A 17,308-nucleotide genomic window follows, 5' to 3' on the forward strand; every position below is an offset into this window, starting at 1 on the left:
AATTGAACACAACAAAACAAGCCCAACACGGAAGTACCGCAGGGCAAAAATTTTACTGTTTAAAAATCAAATTAAATAACTCTCGTCAAGTTTGTAGATTTGCCTTATGACGAGTGGGGGGACGTAATCTCTGTATGAAGTTACATTTTCTTCTAAACCTTCAAAAAGGTTAATATAAGTGTAAACAAATGATGCAACAAACAATTGTTGGTCAAACGTAAGTTTGTCAAAAGATAGTTTCAAATCGTCCTGACCTTGAACAACAAGCTGTTCATCCGAACAACAATCTTTTACCTTAACTGAACAATCTTCGGTGGAAGGGTTTTGCATTTCCATTCCACAACCTTTTGTTTTATGGAAAATTGAAGTATCAACTAAAGTGTCTCCACAATAATGCATATCAACAGTAAATGACAACGTAGAAAACAGGACTACAATCGCCATTAAAAAGGATGATATTTTATAAAATGCTTGTTTCATCAATTTTGCAAAGTTAAATAAATTCAAATAATTTATGTTAAAAAATTTGTTAAATCGAAATTTAGTTCAGTTTGAAATGGGATTTAACTTCTCGATAGATTCTTTCAAAGTTCAGTTTCAATTCATTCTCTGTGTATTGTTGCTGTATTTTAGGAATCTCCCTTTTAATATACTGTAGTTTAAATTGAACTCTTTTATCCTTACCATCTGCAAAAGTGATAAATTCGCCCTGTTTTAAACGGAAAAATACATCTGCTCTACGTTTGGAAACCTCTTTTTCGCCTGTAGTAATCCTTGTATCAAAATTCAGGTTATGGCCACGGTTGATACTTGTTGTTTCCTTGCGGACAATCTCAAAAAATCGTTCATAGTATTTGGCGGTATCTGGGTCATTAACTTTACCAAAAAACTGATAGGAAAGATTGCTTAAAATAGCCTTACTCGCTTTATCGCCATATAGCATATCATTCTGGATTTTATCTTGCATCACGTAAATTGTGGCAATATCATAGCTTCGTAAAGTTGCTGGAATGCGATGCATATTGAGTAGTTTAATGGTTGGGGCTTCTTCCATCATTAAAAATGACGACTGCTGATCTCTGACGCTCATTTGTTTGATGACTGTGTGCATAATTGCTGCGATTATAGGCGAATAAGCCGATTCATATTTGGGATGATTTACAATCGAAATTACCGCTGAATTTTCCTGATTATTTATATTTAATGGTACTTCATCTTTTGACAACGCCATAAACAACTGCTGTGAACTTATTTTTTTAAAAGCATTGGCCAATGTGCTTTTTACACCTGCTGTTTGCTTGTCAGAGTCCATTCCATTGATAAAAGCACTTGCCATACTTTTGGATGTGATATTTGAGCTCAAAAAAGAAATCAATTGCTTGGTGGTCATCGATTGAAAAATAGCAATCAAATGGGGCAGAGTGCAATATTGAGGATAGGACGTTTTAAGTTTCCAAATCATTCCACCCATCAAACCTTCAACAGCATCACTAAAGAATTTTGTGGTACTGTTTGTATCGGATTCGTTAAACTCCAAAAGATTTTCAATGAGTACCTTGGATAATTCATTCACACTTTCCTCATTGGGCAAATATCTTGGGGCAATTGGGTTTACACGATAATGGATTTGGTCAAAGGCAATGGTGTAGAATTTAATATCCTTTTCTTTAAATAATGGATAGGCAATTTCCGTAAGCTCAAAATCCTTGTAATCGTGTATGATACCACAAAATTGATGGGTACTAAAATGCTGTAAAAAATTATAGATAACACTTTCTGTTTTACCGCTTCCCGCAGAGCCAATAATCGATGCACCTCGCTTGATATTTTCGATTTGAAATTTTCCACGACGAAGTTTAAAGCGTACCTGATATTTCTTATCTCCGTTTTTGGGCTCTTCTTGATGAAGAAACACATATAAAACCGTACTGATAAACAATACCGGAACAACAATAAAAAGGATGATATGTGGTATTGACATACTCATATCCCAATAGAACCCGACTGTATGGCTCGGTCAATCCCTTTTTTAAACTTGTTAATTATCTTCAATGCTAACTGTACTTTGTTCGTTGGAATATTCATTATGGGCACACCTGCTTTAGCAAGTATTTTATAGGCTGTAGCTTTTTCATTTGTTGGCAATCCCGAAAGAATTGAGAAATACAATTTTGGATTTTTAAGGAATGTTTTGCGTGCCTTATAGGTTTCAACATAATTTCTTTTGTATTGAAATAAAGTGTCAAAGGTCTTTTCGGATGCCTTAAAGAATTTGTCCCTATCAAAACCACGTTTTACAGGTTTGCCATTAAAAACTGTTTCCGAAGCCTTGTACCTGCTTCCTGGGGATAAACTGTATTTATTAGACATATCCTTTCTGCTCACAATAATATGAATATGGCTTTGAGAGCCATCTTTTGGCATCCCTCTAACAATGCGTTTTCCGTCTTGTTGATGTGGTGCTTCTTTCTCCAATCGGGACATCGTTTGCTGTAATTTTTTAATATTTCCCTCTAATTCGCCACTTTCAATTTTTCGGATATCGTTCTTAATTTGAAGTATCTTGGTGGCATAAGGTTGGTTCTCCTGAATTTTCTTGTCCGTTCCTTTATAGGTGCGTTGATGTTCAATCTTCGCGTAATATTTAATGTCATCTACGGTTACAGCTCGTCCGTTTATTTCCCGATTAAAAGATTTAGCGTACTCTTTCATCAATTCTCGGGTGTACTGTTTTAGTTCTTCGGAATGATTTTGCAATCGCTTCAATTCATAAGCACTTGGATTAACCGTGATGGAATAAAACTTGGGTTCGGTCTTTTTGAGTTTAGCGGTATTTCCGTCGATTTCTTTGACGACTTCCTTTCCTGATATTTCTTCGCCATATTGATTGAAAAAATGTTCCATTTCATCAATGGATTTTCCGTCATTCTCTTTTTCGAGATATGCGACAAAATCGGAAGCGCTCTGTGCATAATTACCGTCTAATGTCTGTTTGGTTACCGTGATATACATTTTATATTTTTTGTTTAATGTTTTCAAATTCATCTTTGCTCAAATCCACTTTTAAATAGCCTCCTCCAAAACTGCCTTTTACATAAGTGGTCTTACTGATGATTTTTTCTAAATCATATTTTACCGAATGGAATTGTTGCCGAACTTCTTCGTACCGATTTCGGTAATGGTTCAGTTCCTCGTTTTCCGTAATCAGTTCCTGTTGCTCAAATTCATATAGTTCTTCTTGGGGTTCTTCCTCATTTGGGTTTTCTTGGAAAAGCAATTCCAACATTGCATTGGTGGGCTTGGTCTGGTTTTTTTCAATATCCCTAATAATGGCTACAAGGGCATTGATTCGTTTTTTTAAGCTATTCTCCAAAGTTCTCATATTCGCACCCAAAGATTCATTTGGGGATAGCTCGTTCACATCAAAAAAGTTCATCATTGTTTCCAGCGTATCGGTATGCGAACGTGAAATTCTTTTGGAAAATTTCCGAAAACGAGTTGCCACATTAGGTTTGATACTAATGGCAGAAAAACTGTATTTCTTTTGATGGTTTGAACTCATTTACTGTAAAAAATTGCCGTTTTATAGGGGTTTCAAAAGGATTTACTGTAAAACTTTATTGTTTCTCTATTTCATATAAACAGTAATTATTTGAATATCAAATAATTACAACTAAAAACCAATCGTTAACACCGCCTTGGCGTGTTACCCTCTTGCTTCTCCAAATTCATCCCGCAGGGACAAAATTTTTCAAACAACCTGACTAAAAAGTCAGTTGCTTTTTTTCGGAATAAAAAATTCCGATATGTTTAATTTTTGATGGGTATCATTATCTGCGAAAGTCAAATCAAAATGGGATAACGATACTTAAAATGGTACTGCTTAAAAGCCTTTTAAAGATATTCTATTTGCAAATAATATTCAAATACGGATTGTTTTCAAATGGTAGGTTTTGATACCAAAAAATAGGATTTTTATGAAAATGTAAATTTAGGACGTCGAGTTTTGGAATATTGGCTCTTGAAATTTTGAAAAAATAAGGCACAAAAATAGACCTCTGAAAGTTCAAAGGTCCAATTTCTTGTTTTCAATTTAGATATTAAAAACATAGGTATAAGTGTATAGGTTTTTTATCGCTTCTTCGTCCAATATTTTATCATAATCTATGTGGTGTTTATTGGCGTAGGCTTTAAGGTCGTTCCCAAATTTACTTTCTATATCTTCTTTTGAAACGGAAAGTAGATGCTGTTGGGTTTCGTCATCGAGATTGTTATAATTTAGATAAATCATCGCCTTTGTTTTTAGTATTCACTTGGTAACATCAGCGTATTATCCACAAAATATAAACGCAATTCATCTAAAGGAAAATCAGTAAAGTTGTATTGATGCGTTTCAAAAACATTTCCATTTCCATCGCTGTAAATTATTTCAGCTTCATAGCCTGTATAATCTTGTTCATCTTCCGATAGCCTTTTAAAATCTATTGTGATAAAATGGCTTCGGTTCAGCAAACTTTTGGCAATTACAGAAGTATCGGTAATCAACCAAAAGCATTCCGCCACATTGGCTAAATATTTCAATCCGTTTGTAAATCGGGTGCGTATCAATGGGATTTGATATAACATTTCAGAACCTTGAAAATGTTGCAATCCTTCTTTTATTTCGTTAACTTGTGCTTTCATTGTAATGTCTTTTTTAGATTTAATGATGAAAAGAAGAGGGCACAAACTAATTGAAAACTGGTATTAGTGCCCTCTTTACTTTTTACTTACTACCCATCAATAGGATTTCATCGGCTACCACTTCGGTAACATAGCGTTGGTTGCCATCGTCCGTGGTATAGGTTCGGGTCTTTAGTTTTCCAACAACTCCGATTTCTTTTCCCTTTTCGGCATACTTTTCGATAATTTCAGCAGTCTTTCCCCAAGCGACAACGGTGTGCCAATTGGTGTCCGTTTGCTTTTCGCCCTTGCCGTTTTTGTAGTATTCATTGGTTGCCAATGATAAACGTGCTACTTTCTTACCGCTTTCAAGGTTCGTAATAGTTGGTTCTTGCCCAACATTTCCGATTAACTGTACGTGATTTTTAATAGTACTCATAATAAAAGATTTAAAAGATTAATATTTCCCTTTTGGATTTAAACTTAATTAAATTTTAAGGGGTGTTTGTATGATTTCTTTCGTGCTCCGCACAATGGATGAAGTGGGTTTTGTCAAGACTTTTAGGGAATAAATCTGGTGTGTTTGCGACGTAGTAAAATCCTTGGATTTTCAAGGAAGTAGAAACCTTATTTTTGCCTAAAACTTGTACAGTCTTGACAAGTTCCATAATGGTATTAGCAATTCTTATAAAGCCATTTGTGGCGAGAGCGTACCGACAGTTAAGCGAACAGAGCAAATGGCTTTATTTTAGAATTGGTTATGCCATACCTGTTTTTCGCTGTCCCGAAAAACAATAAAGGCTTCATCTATTATAAACCCCTTAAAATGTGTAAGGCAAAGGTTCGGTTTTTAAGAATTATCGAGCAAAGACCAAAGTAGGCTTTGCCGTTAATTCTGTTAAGAAAATTGATGCTTTGACTTTCCGATTACAAGCGGACTGGATTCACGGTTTTGGTTTGGGAATGTAGCGTTCCTTCCCAGCGAAGCGGGAAGGGGAAGCGGAATGAAAAACCAAAACCGTGGATTGGGTCCAAGATTTTTTATAGAGAAGCTCTTTGCCCGAAATGTAGCTTTTCGCGAAATGTAGCGGTAAAGTGCTGAACGGTTTATAGAACCAAATTATTCTTTTGAAGTAGGATTTAAAGCGGACTTGACTTTAAAGATGTAGATTGGAATAGAGTTTGACCACTTCCCGAATTTTCTCGGGAATGAGTGGGCAAGTGGAATGGAAATCGGAATCTTTGAAGTTGTGTCCAAGACCTTTTTTGAGAGCAGCTCATTTTCCGAAATGAAGCTTTTTCGCGAAATGCAGGGGAATGGGCTGAATGGGTTTTTGAATTTGATAGCATAAAAAAAACCTCCCTACCAGAGTAAGAAGATGTTTTTGCTCCAGAATTTAAACCGATTATTTATTTAAAATATGCCTTTTAACTATTGTTCCTAAATCTTTCTCCGAAAACCATATATTCTCTGGATGAAGGTGCATAACGGGTGCTTGTTCGCACTTGTTGTTGCAGTCCATATCGTCAACCTCAATTTTATTTTTTAACTTGTATTTCTTTATATAATAATCTAAAAGCTTTCCTTTTTTCTTTCGGCAATTTACGCCGTCACATCGATATATGATGATTTTGTTATTTTTAGAATCTGCCATAATTTTATTGTTTACGATGAATGTTTTTAGGTCTTAAAAAAATAACCACCAGCACTAATATTGCTAATGTAATTATACCACCATATAAAAAACTTTGATTGGGAAATGTAGTTCCTAAAAATCCTGCAAGTGGATATGCAAACGCCCACCATAGATGGGAAAATGCAAAATGAGAACCATAAACCTTGCCTTGTTCTTCAACTGGAACTGTTTCGCCTATAAGTGTTTCGGACGGTATTTCTGCGAGGCTTTGACCAAGTCCTGCGACAATCCACACTATGAAGAGCATTGAAAAATTCAAATAGTTGGCAGCACTAATAGCAACTCCTAATACAAGTGCGCCAATAATAAGTGAGATGCGTCTTGATTTGGATTTATCAATTGCTCCGGAAACAAATGCCGCTACGGTTGCACCTATTCCGAAAGCTGCCATAATGATTCCGTAATCCTTATCTGTTAGTTGCAAACCGCCTTTTACCAATACTATAGTGTTGACCAGAATAAGAGCACCTGCAACCGCAGAAACCAATTCTATAAATAGTGCGAAACGCACATATTGATTGGAAAATAATAACTTCATTCCCTTTAAAACATCTTGCCAAGTGGTTGGCTTTATCTTACCCTCGATTTCGTCTGGAACAACATCCAACTTACTTTTTGGAAGGCTTAACAATAAAATACCTGCGATAACAAATGTGGCAGCATCAACAAAAAATATTTCCCTTGCACCTAACCAAATGGCTAAAATTCCTGCCAATCCGGGACCCAACACACCTAAAAGCTGATACGTGGCTGCCGACAAGCCTATGGCTTGTCTATAAATTGATTTATCAACGATTTGTGGAATGATAGACCTGTATGTGGGGCTAAAAAACGCATTGAAAATATTCATCAAAAAAATAAGCACATAAATTTGCCATTCTTCAGTTACAAAAGGCAAGCAGCCTACGATGGCCATTCTGATGAAGTGTGTAATGTAAAGAATTTTCTTTCGGCTTACCCTATCTGCCAATACACCTGCAAAAGGCGAAAATATAATGAATGCAGTAACTCGTAAAGTAAGAGCTGTTGCCAATATGACCGCAGCCCTTTCTTCGCCAAACTGATATGCCAAAAGAGCCAATCCGACCCACGTAAAGGCATCGCCCAATAAACTGATGGTCTGTGCCAAATAAAGTTTTGCGAATAAACGATTACTTAAAGCTTGGAATGGCTCTAATAGTTTTGACAGTTTCATTAATTCTCTAAATATTAATTGAGTTCAAAAGTTTAATTTGTGCCTGCTGAATGGAAGGGTATTTCAATTGGGCGTAGAAATTGACCTTCCATTGCAGGACTTTAGGTTATAATGTATACTGACCTTTGAGCCTCAAGTTTACTGTTACATCTTCATTACTCGTATTTCTGAAAAACCAACCGTGTTTGCCTTCATAAGGGGCTAAAAAAGTGCCAACCATATTATGGGAATTTGAAATCGTATAACTTTCAAAATAAACTTCTTTAACCTCCTCTTTTTGTTTTACCTCGCCGTGAAAATCAAAGTAAAGAACTTCGTTATTGGTTGTTGTCCATTCATATTTCATTGTTCCGTATTTGAGCATATTTATTTTAAATTCAATGCCTTTTCCTGCCGGAACTATCACTGTAGTTTCATCCTCGCGTGCAGCTAATTGCTCTTCGGGTGCTGGAAAATCTGCCTCAACGGGTCGAGCGACATCGGGTCCCGACCCAGCTTTTTCGAGTTTTATTAATGGAAGATTTGATGTTGAGACCATCATTCCCAAATCATCAGTTTGATTGCTTTCAGGCATATAGAGTTTGCTAAACCCTAAAACTTTACCTGCTCCTGTTGGGTCTATACCATATTCCGCAGGTAATACTGCTACAACCAAAAGAAGTGCTCCAACAACTAATGCTATGACGGTTGCCTTTATAATTTTACTTTTTTCCAAGATTGGATGTTTCATTTCTGACATAATAATTTTTTTTTAAGATGTAAAATAGCCTGTTAATTGGAAGCCGAGCAATAAAAACCCTGCTGCCATAAGTGCTGTATTTGTAATTGTTGAAAATTTCATAAAACTGGGTTGTCTTCTCCAAATTGTAATAAGGATTAACACAACTGCCAAAGCAATAAATTGTCCTATTTCTACACCTATATTGAAACCAATTAGATTAGTAAAAAGGCCGTCTTTATCAAATTTAAATTCTTGCAGTTTACTGGCAAGACCAAAACCGTGAAACAGACCGAATATCAAAACTGCTGCTTTCGTGTTAGGTTGTTTGCCAAAGAAACGTTTAAAGCCACCCAAATTGTCGAATCCTTTATAAACAATGGATAGCGCAATGATAGCATCTATTAAATATGCATTAATATTTATATCGGCTAAAACACCTAACAGTAACGTTGTACTATGGCCAATGGTAAAAAAGCTAACATATAAAAGCACTTCTTTCGGTTTATACAGGAAGAAAATAACGCCGACCAAAAATAACAGATGGTCATAACCTGTAATCATATGTTTAGCTCCTATATAAAGAAAGGGGCCGAATGCCACGCCACTGTTTCCTAATAAAAATGTTTGTGTGTCTTCATCTACTCCGTGAGCATACGCCATTGAACCAAATGCTCCACATAGAAAAAGAATGAGAAAGGCATATATTTTTTTGATTTTCATAGTTTACTTATTTAAATCCCATTGCACATTGCAGCACAATGGGACTTTGATTATTAATGGGCGTGCCCGTGGGATTTGACTTGTTGGATGCTGTCCAATCTGCGATTTTCTTCCCTTACCATTTTCAAGCTATCTTCTCTTTGGCTCATTTCTTCTGGGCTTAAGGTTATTTCAGTATTTTGAGTTTCTACGTCCTTATTTTTATTGGTTTCTCTGCAAGATGCTAATAGCGTTAAGCTAATGATTGCGATAAAAAGTACTTTTTTCATAATGTTTAATTTATATTGTTATTGATTTTTAAATTATTCTTCCTCTTCAGAATTTCTTAATGCAGACAAGATGGAATATGCGTTTTTAACAACAGGTTTAAAATTTTGAACAGTAGCACCATCAGCAAATGTTATAGCCGTGTACCCTTCCTGCTCAATTCCTTTTTTAACCTGTTCTAATTTGAATGTATAACCACCTTCGGTTTCTTCGGTTTGAAGAACTACAAAATCTTTTCCTTCATATTGAACTAAAGCTTCTGAAGGGATTGCATTTTGCTTATTTGTGCCGCTTTCTACCCAAGCCTTTACGTACATTCCTGGTAATAATCCTTTTTTGTCTTCTTTGTTTAAATGGCTATAAACTGGCGTCATACGGTCATTACCAGTCGCTTTTCCAATTAAGAAAATCTCGGCAGTACGATTGAAGGTATTGTCATCAGAAAGCGAAAATTTAACGGTTTGGCCAATCTCTAACTTTTCTAAATCTCTCTCAAAGGCATTCAATGCCAAATGAATATCGTTTAAATCGACCAGTTCAAATAGCACATCCTGTGGGGAAACATAATCACCGATATTTACATTACTCGCTTTTATAAAACCTGAAATTGGTGCATAAAGATTTGCGGTTCGTGTTATATTGCCATTTTGGACAGAACTTCTACTTATTCCCGCAAGCGCAAGCTGCTGTTCGTATGCCTTCACTCTTCCTTGTGTTATTTTATAATCCGAAGAAACCTGCTGAAATGTTTTTGCAGAATTGATGTCCTCCTCTCTCAATTTTTTTTGTCGATTAAATTCCTCTTCAAGAAATTGAAGTCTGCTTAAACTTTCCAAATAGCCCTGTTGGATTTGGATAAATTCAGGATTCTCAATGGTTGCCAAGACTTGCCCTTTTTGAATTGCTTCACCGGGCAACCTGCCAGCCGTTTTTAAATAACCTCCTAAAGGTGCAGATACAGAAGCCATACTTTCAGGCTCAACATCTATGGTTCCATTTAGTTTTATGATATTACTTAAATTCCGCATTTCAATCGCACCGGTTTCAATTCCGGCGAGATTGTATTGGTCTTTGGTAAAAGTGATTTGTTTGATTCCAGTTGAAACTGGTTGTTCTTCTTTCATCGAAGATTCTTCGGAAGATTCCATTTTTTCGGAATCCTTATTGCCACAAGCCACCATAAATAGGGTGGATAAAATGAGCAGCGAAATTTTTGTATTGAATTTAATTTTCATCTTTTTTATGTTTTAATGTGATATCACAAGTTTTTTACAAGCCCAATAAGGCTTCGATTACTATGATGGACTGGTTATATTGATATAGTGTGTTTAGATACTCTGTTTGAATACTGTTCGCCAAAGTGAGGTTTTGCAAGTATTGCGTATAGGAAACATCACCGCTTTTAAAGCTCTTTTCTGAATTATCAATGATAAGTTCCGCTTGTGGCAGAGCTTCATTTTGATAGTAATCTAAAGTACCTTGAAGTTTGTAATATTCTTGCAATAAATTTTGTAGTTCCCCTTGTAATTGCGTCTTATTTAACTCAATTTGAGATTGGACGATGTACTCTTCGATTTTGGCAGTTTGAATTTTGGCACGATGTCCACCAGGAAAAAGAGGAATTGAAATACCTAACTGAAAGAATGAAAATCGGTCATTGTCACTAAAATTTTGGTTTGCTATACCGCTATTTTGAGCCCCAATAAATGTTTGGCTATTATAACCGAACATAATATCGGGTAACACTTTATTCCTTTCTACATTGGTCTCCCTTTTCCTTAATTCCAACTGTTGTTTTAAATAAACGTAAAACGGACTTTGCTCCACAGACTGGTTTTCAATATCTAAATCTATCTCACGACGAACCAGTTCACTATCTGTAATGCGAATGTCATCGTTTGTGTTCAAAACTACCTGAAGCCGCTTTTTAGCGATTCTCATATCGGCTTCGTTTTGTTGAAGCTTGTTTTTTATTTGCATCGATTGCGTTGCCGAGGTTACACTTTCCAATTTTGTGGATTCGCCAGATTCATAACGCATCGAACTTGAACGGTTGAGATTGCCATATAGACTATCTTGACGCTGCAACAATTGTTTATTCTGCATTAAAAACACAACTCTGAAATAGGCAGCTTTAACATCCGCAATCAGGTCATTTTCTTCTATAACCTTTAGTTGCTCACTGCTACTAACTCTTGCTTTTGCGAGTTTAAACTGACTGGTATAAACTGTTGGAAAATTGATTCGCTGTGTAACTCCGTATTGGTTATCCTTTACCGTAGGCGTATTAAATTCGCCATTTTGATATGTAAATTCAGTTCTCGGAATAGTTATAGCACCGTATTTCCCTTTTTCTTCAACCTCTATTTCATATTGAGCAATCTTAATACGGTTATTGTTCTGAAGTGCCATTTCAATAGCCTGCTGCAAAGTAACTTCACGTTCTTGCACCATACTTGTTTCTTGTGCTTGTAGCTGCATTGCTGGAAAGAATAGACCGCCAATCACGATTAAAGTAGTAGCTATTTTTTTTCTTCCTAAATTCAATTTTACTTTTCCTTCAGTAAAATAGATATACAAGACTGGCAAGACAATAAGTGTTAATGCAGTCGCCGTAATCAATCCTCCAATAACAACGGTAGCCAATGGTCGCTGTACCTCTGCACCTGATGAATTTGACAATGCCATAGGTAAAAAACCTAAAGCAGCTACGGTAGCTGTCATTAACACAGGTCTCAATCTCACACGAGTTCCTTTAATGACGCGTTCATAAATATCGCTTACACCTTCTTTATCAAGCCTGTTGAATTCTGCCACCAGTACGATTCCATTTAGAACGGCCACACCAAATAGGGCAATAAATCCAATTCCAGCTGAAATACTGAAAGGTAAGTCTCTTATGATTAGTGCAAAAACACCACCAATGGCTGATAAAGGGATTGCCGTAAAAATGAGCAAACTTTGTTTCATTGAACCAAAAGTGAAATAAAGCAGCACCAAAATCAGCAACAAAGCGACAGGTAAAGCAATCATTAAACGTTGATTAGCTTCTTGCAAGTTCTGAAATTGACCGCCATAAGTTACATAGTAACCTGCTGGCATATCGACCTTCGAATTCATAATTTGCTTAATGTCCTCAATAATACTTTGTACATCCCTGTCACGTACATTGAAGCCAACAATAATTCGACGCTTTGCATTGTCACGCTGAATTTGCACAGGACCTGGTTCAAATGAAATGTTCGCCACCTGACTTAATGGAATTTGATTTCCCTGTGGTGTACTCACATACAAATTTTGTACATCGGTAATATCGGTTCGATAGTTCTTGTCCAACCGCACAACAAGGTCAAATCTACGTTCCCCTTCATAAACAAGTCCTGCCGAAGTACCCGCAAACGCAGTTTCGATAGCATTGTTTACATCCTCGATGTTCATTCCGTATTGAGAAATCTTATCACGGTTCATTTGGATATTAATCTGTGGTAGTCCAGTCACTTCTTCAACATATAAATCTTCAACTCCTTCTACCGATTTTATTTTGCTCCCAACATTACCAGCCAAATCTGAAAGTACATTGAGGTCTTCGCCATAAATTTTTATTACAACATCTTGTTTTGCTCCTGTCAAAAGCTCGTTGAAACGCATTTGTATGGGTTGTTGAAAACTAAAAGTAGCATTCGGGATAATGGAAAGGGATTCTTTCATCACTGCTGCCAGTTCTTCTCTTCCGCTAGCTTTTGTCCATTCCGCTTTTGGACTTAAAATAACCATCATATCTCCTGCTTCAATAGGCATAGGGTCTGTTGGTATTTCCCCTGAACCAATCTTGTTTACAACTTGCTTCACTTCATCTGGATATTCACGTAATAATATGGTCTGCGCCTTTTGAGAAACATCAATCATCTGGTCGATGGAACTTCCTACAGGGACTCGTGTTTCAACCGCAAAATCCCCTTCGTCTAATTGGGGAATAAACTCACCACCCATATTGGCAAAAACTATTAGTGTTATAACAAAAAATCCTATTGCCAATCCAAGTACCAATAGTTTTGTGCGCAAGGCAGCTTCTAAAATAGGTTGGTACATACGCTGAAAGAAATCCATCATTTTATCGGAAAAATTCCGTTTATGTTCCGTTTTGCGACCCAGTGCAAGGGCAGACATCATTGGAACATAGGTAAGCGATAATATCAATGCTCCAAGAATAGCGAACATTACCGTTTGTGCCATTGGATGGAACATTTTTCCTGCAACCCCGCTCAAAGCCAAAATAGGCACGTAAACAATTAATATAATGATTTGTCCAAAAGCAGCGGAATTCATCATTTTCCCAGCAGATAATTTTACCTCGGAATCCATTTGTTTAGATGTTAGCTTTTCAACGCCTGCGTACTTCTTTTTACTGGTATGAATTCCAAACATTACAGATTCAACAACTATTACCGCCCCATCTACAATAAGACCAAAATCTATGGCACCCAAACTCATTAGGTTTCCAGATACCCCAAAGAGGTTCATCATCGCGATTGCGAAAAGCATTGAGAGCGGAATGACCGAAGCCACTATCAAACCACCTCTTAAATTTCCAAGAAAGAGGATTAGTACAAAAATTACTATCAAAGCACCTTCCGTAAGATTAGTTGTTACAGTCCCTATTGCACGGTCCACCAAACCTTTCCTATCCAGATAGGGCTCAATGGTTACGCCTTCGGGTAAAGTTTCTTTAATCTGTTCAATTTTAGCTTTTACATCATTGATAACTGCGGAAGAGTTTGCTCCCTTTAGCATCATTACAATTCCTGTAACAACTTCGCCTTCTCCATTTCGCGTAGCCGCTCCATAGCGCACGCCGTGACCAAATTGTACTTTGGCAACATCCCTTACAAGTACTGGTGTTCCGTTATTAACTTTAACAGCTATTTTTTCCAATTCTTGTAAATTGTTCACAAGTCCTTCGCTCCGAATAAAATAGGCATTAGGACCTTTATCTATATAAGCGCCACCCGTGTTTTGATTGTTTTTTTCCAGAGCGGTAAAAATATCTTCAATAGTAACATTCATACTTTGAAGTTTATCTGGGTCTATGGCAATTTCATATTGTTTGACCAAACCACCAAAACCACTCACTTCTGCAACACCTGGTGTTCCTAATAGTTGTCTTTTGATAATCCAATCCTGTATAGTTCTTAATTCGGTGGCATCATATTTATCTTCATATCCTTTTTCGGTGTGAATTACATATTGATAAATTTCACCCAATCCAGTAGTTACGGGTCCCATTTCTGGTTTTCCGATGCCTTCAGGAATATCTTTGGCAGCCTGCGTTAATCGCTCTTGAACTTGTTGCCTTGCCCAATATAAATCGACACTTTCCTCAAAAACAATAGTTACTATAGAAAGCCCGAATCGAGAAAAGGAACGCATATCCTTAATACCAGGAATACTAACCATTGTTTGTTCTACTGGAAACGTAACTAATTGTTCTACTTCTTGTGCCGCTAAAGTGGGTGATATGGTAATAACCATAACTTGATTGTCTGTGATGTCTGGAACTGCATCAATGGGTAGCTGTGTTAGCGAATATGTGCCCCATCCAATTAGAGCCAGCGTAAATAATCCGATAACAAGTTTATTGTTTATCGAAAATGCAATGATTTTGTCTAACATTATGTTTAAAATATTTTTAAGTCGTAAATAATAAAAATGAAAATACCATACAGGTTATCTATGGATTTGAGCTATACAAACCAAGGATTAATTCTTAAAAAATAAATATGGTAAAATGGTAATTAAAGCGAAGCTTACTATTACCAAAGCATAATAAATTTGCAGATACTATTAATGTATCTGTCTAATTTTATTAAACTAAAGTGGAGTTAACAGGTAGGTGGGCCTCGTGAGTCGAGGGATGAGAGATAAGAATTGAAATAATTACTGGGCGGATAATAAACAGGCTGTTTACTATTTTGCCTATATTCAACTGAAAAAAATCCTTTAGTTTCAACAACACTCTTTAGAACATCCTTGTCAACAACGGTCTTTTTCTCGATTGTATTTCTTTCAAGTAAGACTATATCGCTGGACACCGTGGAATGGGTATGCATATCCATAACGAACCCAAAAAACCCGTAAGGTGAATCTTCTTTCTCTTGGGAACTATCATCGTGATGATTGTCCTCGCCAGTATGGGCAATATCTAAATGTGAATGAGAATCCTCGTGCTGATGGTGTAAATGCGGAAAAACCTGATGCAGCATCATTAGGCTAAATAAGCCCAAAAAGAAAAATGCCGATATTTTTTTTGATTTTTGCATCGCTGGCAAAGATAGCAATATTTCTTGTCTAGGAAAATTTATAATACTTCAATCTCTTTTAGTAAGTAAATAAATCCAGTTTGAGGTACTGGATAAACCTATTACAATGATTCTTTAAGCCATTGCATAAATTTCATCAAACAATACCTTGTCCAACTTTTCCTGTTGTGAAAAAGTTTTTTTCAAGGTATTGTGAAGCATCCAATTAAAGGCGTTATACCCATCCCATAATGTGGGCGTTGTATAATAATCGTGTCCTTCTTCGGCTATCATATCCAATAATTCCCTGGATTTCTTTGAAGGATTATCGTTTTTGTCGCTACATTCATATCGGAACAGTTTCGTTTTTTCCAATATTTCCTTTACGAATGCTTTGGTATCGATAAGTACGATTTCTTCCATTTCCCTGAATTTTCTTGTGATTTCGTAGTATTCGTTATCCAAGAACTTCTCGAATAGAAAATTCAATTTCGGCATTATTAAATTTGTATTGTTTTTGCTGTGCTTTATTGAAAATGCTATTTCTGATTGAGCAACGTGCAAGCCATTGGTGCATACTTCTCTATAAAATCCAAAATGCCCGGAAGTCTTTTCGCTTCCGTCATAGGAATTTTTGAAACGCAACATCGGTAATATCTTATCCTGTTCATTCTTCAACGAAAACTGATTATGGTCCTCGATTATAAAGTCGGTAATGAAAGACCTGTCATTTCTGTTAATCGTGCGTTTATGATATTTCAGATTGGCATCCAGTAATAGCTGTTCGGCTTTTTTGAAAAACAGTTCATTTGGAATATGGCCATAACTGTTCGAGACCACATTCACAATTTTTCCATTTGAAATAATAGCGTTTTCAAGTCCTCTTCGAGAATCCATTCCGGTAATGTTTTTTAACGATTTCATTTCGTTTGAAACGAAAATTTCATCTTGGTGTAAACGATTTAAATACATAATATTTGATTTTAGACCTGTCGAATGACAGATATGATTAAAAAAAGAAAGCCTACTCTTGCGAGCAGGCTTTCACATTTGAAGACATTGGCTTCTTTAAAGTTCAAATTGTACAATCTGTTCTTCAATCTCTGATTTACGTTGTTCCAAAGTGGACTGTAAATGTGTAGTGACTAACTTGATTAAATTCGTATTGGTCGTCTTGAATTCCAGATTACGTGAGTCCCTAATTTGAAATGAACTCGAACCATCCTGATTATAATTGAACTTGGTAAGCTCGTTCAATGTTTCAGTCAGCCTTTCACGTTGATTGGCCAGACCTCTCAATTTTTCAAACTTTTGAATTCTGTCATCCAAATTAATTGTAGGTTTCTCAACCGTTTTAGTCTTTTCAGGTACTACGGTCTTTCCGATAGCTTCTTCAGTTAACTTTTTTTGAACTTCCTTTTTAACGGTTGCATTTACTTTTTTTGCTGTTCCGTTCGATTTTACTTTTGTTTCCATAATTAAATGATTTTAGATTAAACAATATTTGAGCACAACCCAAACGGAAGACAAAATTTTAGAGTGGAAAGGAAACGGAATAAATGAGCCTGGGAAGAAGCGTTGGCTTTATGCCGTCCCTTTTCCGAAAAATATTTTGCGACGTTTATATTTCGGTAATATTGTATGAATACTCTCTTCCTCTAAATATGTATAGAAGTTAGCCGTGAAATAGACCTATGATTAATAGTTAATTACTTGGTCTTTGGTGTATTACTAATGCAAATCTGAAAAG

General features: G+C 36.2%; 17 protein-coding genes. All 17 read right to left on the reverse strand.

Going from position 1 to position 17,308, the window contains the following annotated elements; translation table 11 throughout:
- Window positions 1–66 precede the first annotated feature (66 nt).
- A complete protein-coding gene (locus GQ46_RS15435) occupies window positions 67–480 on the reverse strand; it encodes a hypothetical protein (protein WP_044403669.1) in 414 nt (137 codons plus the stop codon).
- Window positions 481–541: 61 nt separating this feature from the next.
- The gene (locus tag GQ46_RS15440) at window positions 542–1,981 is read right to left on the reverse strand and encodes a type IV secretory system conjugative DNA transfer family protein (RefSeq protein WP_369793450.1); all 1,440 of its coding nucleotides are present in this window, start codon (window positions 1,979–1,981) and stop codon (window positions 542–544) included.
- A 2-nt stretch (window positions 1,982–1,983) separates the two neighbouring features.
- Complete coding sequence (mobB, locus tag GQ46_RS15445) at window positions 1,984–3,012, reverse strand: MobB family relaxase (protein ID WP_044405205.1); 1,029 nt, start codon at window positions 3,010–3,012, stop codon at window positions 1,984–1,986.
- A gap of 1 nt (window position 3,013) precedes the next feature.
- Window positions 3,014–3,562: a BfmA/BtgA family mobilization protein gene (locus GQ46_RS15450; protein ID WP_044403673.1), complete on the reverse strand. Its 549-nt coding sequence runs from the start codon at window positions 3,560–3,562 to the stop codon at window positions 3,014–3,016.
- A gap of 531 nt (window positions 3,563–4,093) precedes the next feature.
- Window positions 4,094–4,291, reverse strand: a complete 198-nt coding sequence (locus tag GQ46_RS15455; RefSeq protein ID WP_044403675.1) for a hypothetical protein — start codon at window positions 4,289–4,291, stop codon at window positions 4,094–4,096.
- Window positions 4,292–4,302: 11 nt separating this feature from the next.
- Window positions 4,303–4,683 carry a DUF6876 family protein gene (locus tag GQ46_RS15460; protein WP_044403677.1) on the reverse strand — a complete coding sequence of 127 codons (381 nt, stop codon included), beginning with the start codon at window positions 4,681–4,683 and terminating at the stop codon, window positions 4,303–4,305.
- 82 nt (window positions 4,684–4,765) lie between these two features.
- Window positions 4,766–5,101 carry a single-stranded DNA-binding protein gene (locus tag GQ46_RS15465; RefSeq protein WP_044403678.1) on the reverse strand — a complete coding sequence of 112 codons (336 nt, stop codon included), beginning with the start codon at window positions 5,099–5,101 and terminating at the stop codon, window positions 4,766–4,768.
- 967 nt (window positions 5,102–6,068) lie between these two features.
- Window positions 6,069–6,317 carry a (2Fe-2S) ferredoxin domain-containing protein gene (locus GQ46_RS15470; RefSeq protein WP_044403680.1) on the reverse strand — a complete coding sequence of 83 codons (249 nt, stop codon included), beginning with the start codon at window positions 6,315–6,317 and terminating at the stop codon, window positions 6,069–6,071.
- Between the two features lie 4 nt (window positions 6,318–6,321).
- Window positions 6,322–7,554 (reverse strand): MFS transporter, encoded by a 1,233-nt coding sequence (locus GQ46_RS15475; protein WP_044403682.1) that lies wholly within the window; start codon window positions 7,552–7,554, stop codon window positions 6,322–6,324.
- 106 nt (window positions 7,555–7,660) lie between these two features.
- Window positions 7,661–8,293 (reverse strand): hypothetical protein, encoded by a 633-nt coding sequence (locus GQ46_RS15480; RefSeq protein WP_044403684.1) that lies wholly within the window; start codon window positions 8,291–8,293, stop codon window positions 7,661–7,663.
- Window positions 8,294–8,305: 12 nt separating this feature from the next.
- Window positions 8,306–8,995 (reverse strand): HupE/UreJ family protein, encoded by a 690-nt coding sequence (locus tag GQ46_RS15485; protein WP_044403686.1) that lies wholly within the window; start codon window positions 8,993–8,995, stop codon window positions 8,306–8,308.
- A 53-nt stretch (window positions 8,996–9,048) separates the two neighbouring features.
- Complete coding sequence (locus GQ46_RS15490; protein ID WP_044403688.1) at window positions 9,049–9,264, reverse strand: hypothetical protein; 216 nt, start codon at window positions 9,262–9,264, stop codon at window positions 9,049–9,051.
- Between the two features lie 33 nt (window positions 9,265–9,297).
- The gene (locus GQ46_RS15495; protein ID WP_044403690.1) at window positions 9,298–10,497 is read right to left on the reverse strand and encodes an efflux RND transporter periplasmic adaptor subunit; all 1,200 of its coding nucleotides are present in this window, start codon (window positions 10,495–10,497) and stop codon (window positions 9,298–9,300) included.
- 34 nt (window positions 10,498–10,531) lie between these two features.
- Window positions 10,532–14,932 (reverse strand): CusA/CzcA family heavy metal efflux RND transporter, encoded by a 4,401-nt coding sequence (locus GQ46_RS15500; protein WP_044403692.1) that lies wholly within the window; start codon window positions 14,930–14,932, stop codon window positions 10,532–10,534.
- A 209-nt stretch (window positions 14,933–15,141) separates the two neighbouring features.
- The gene (locus GQ46_RS15505) at window positions 15,142–15,579 is read right to left on the reverse strand and encodes a hypothetical protein (protein ID WP_044403694.1); all 438 of its coding nucleotides are present in this window, start codon (window positions 15,577–15,579) and stop codon (window positions 15,142–15,144) included.
- 114 nt (window positions 15,580–15,693) lie between these two features.
- On the reverse strand, window positions 15,694–16,530 hold the full coding sequence (locus GQ46_RS15510) for a DUF932 domain-containing protein (RefSeq protein WP_044403695.1): 837 nt from the start codon (window positions 16,528–16,530) through the stop codon (window positions 15,694–15,696).
- Between the two features lie 96 nt (window positions 16,531–16,626).
- Window positions 16,627–17,034 carry a hypothetical protein gene (locus tag GQ46_RS15515; RefSeq protein WP_044403697.1) on the reverse strand — a complete coding sequence of 136 codons (408 nt, stop codon included), beginning with the start codon at window positions 17,032–17,034 and terminating at the stop codon, window positions 16,627–16,629.
- Window positions 17,035–17,308 lie beyond the last annotated feature (274 nt).

Source organism: Lacinutrix sp. Hel_I_90 (assembly GCF_000934685.1).
In the GTDB taxonomy this organism is placed as follows: Bacteria; Bacteroidota; Bacteroidia; order Flavobacteriales; family Flavobacteriaceae; genus Lacinutrix.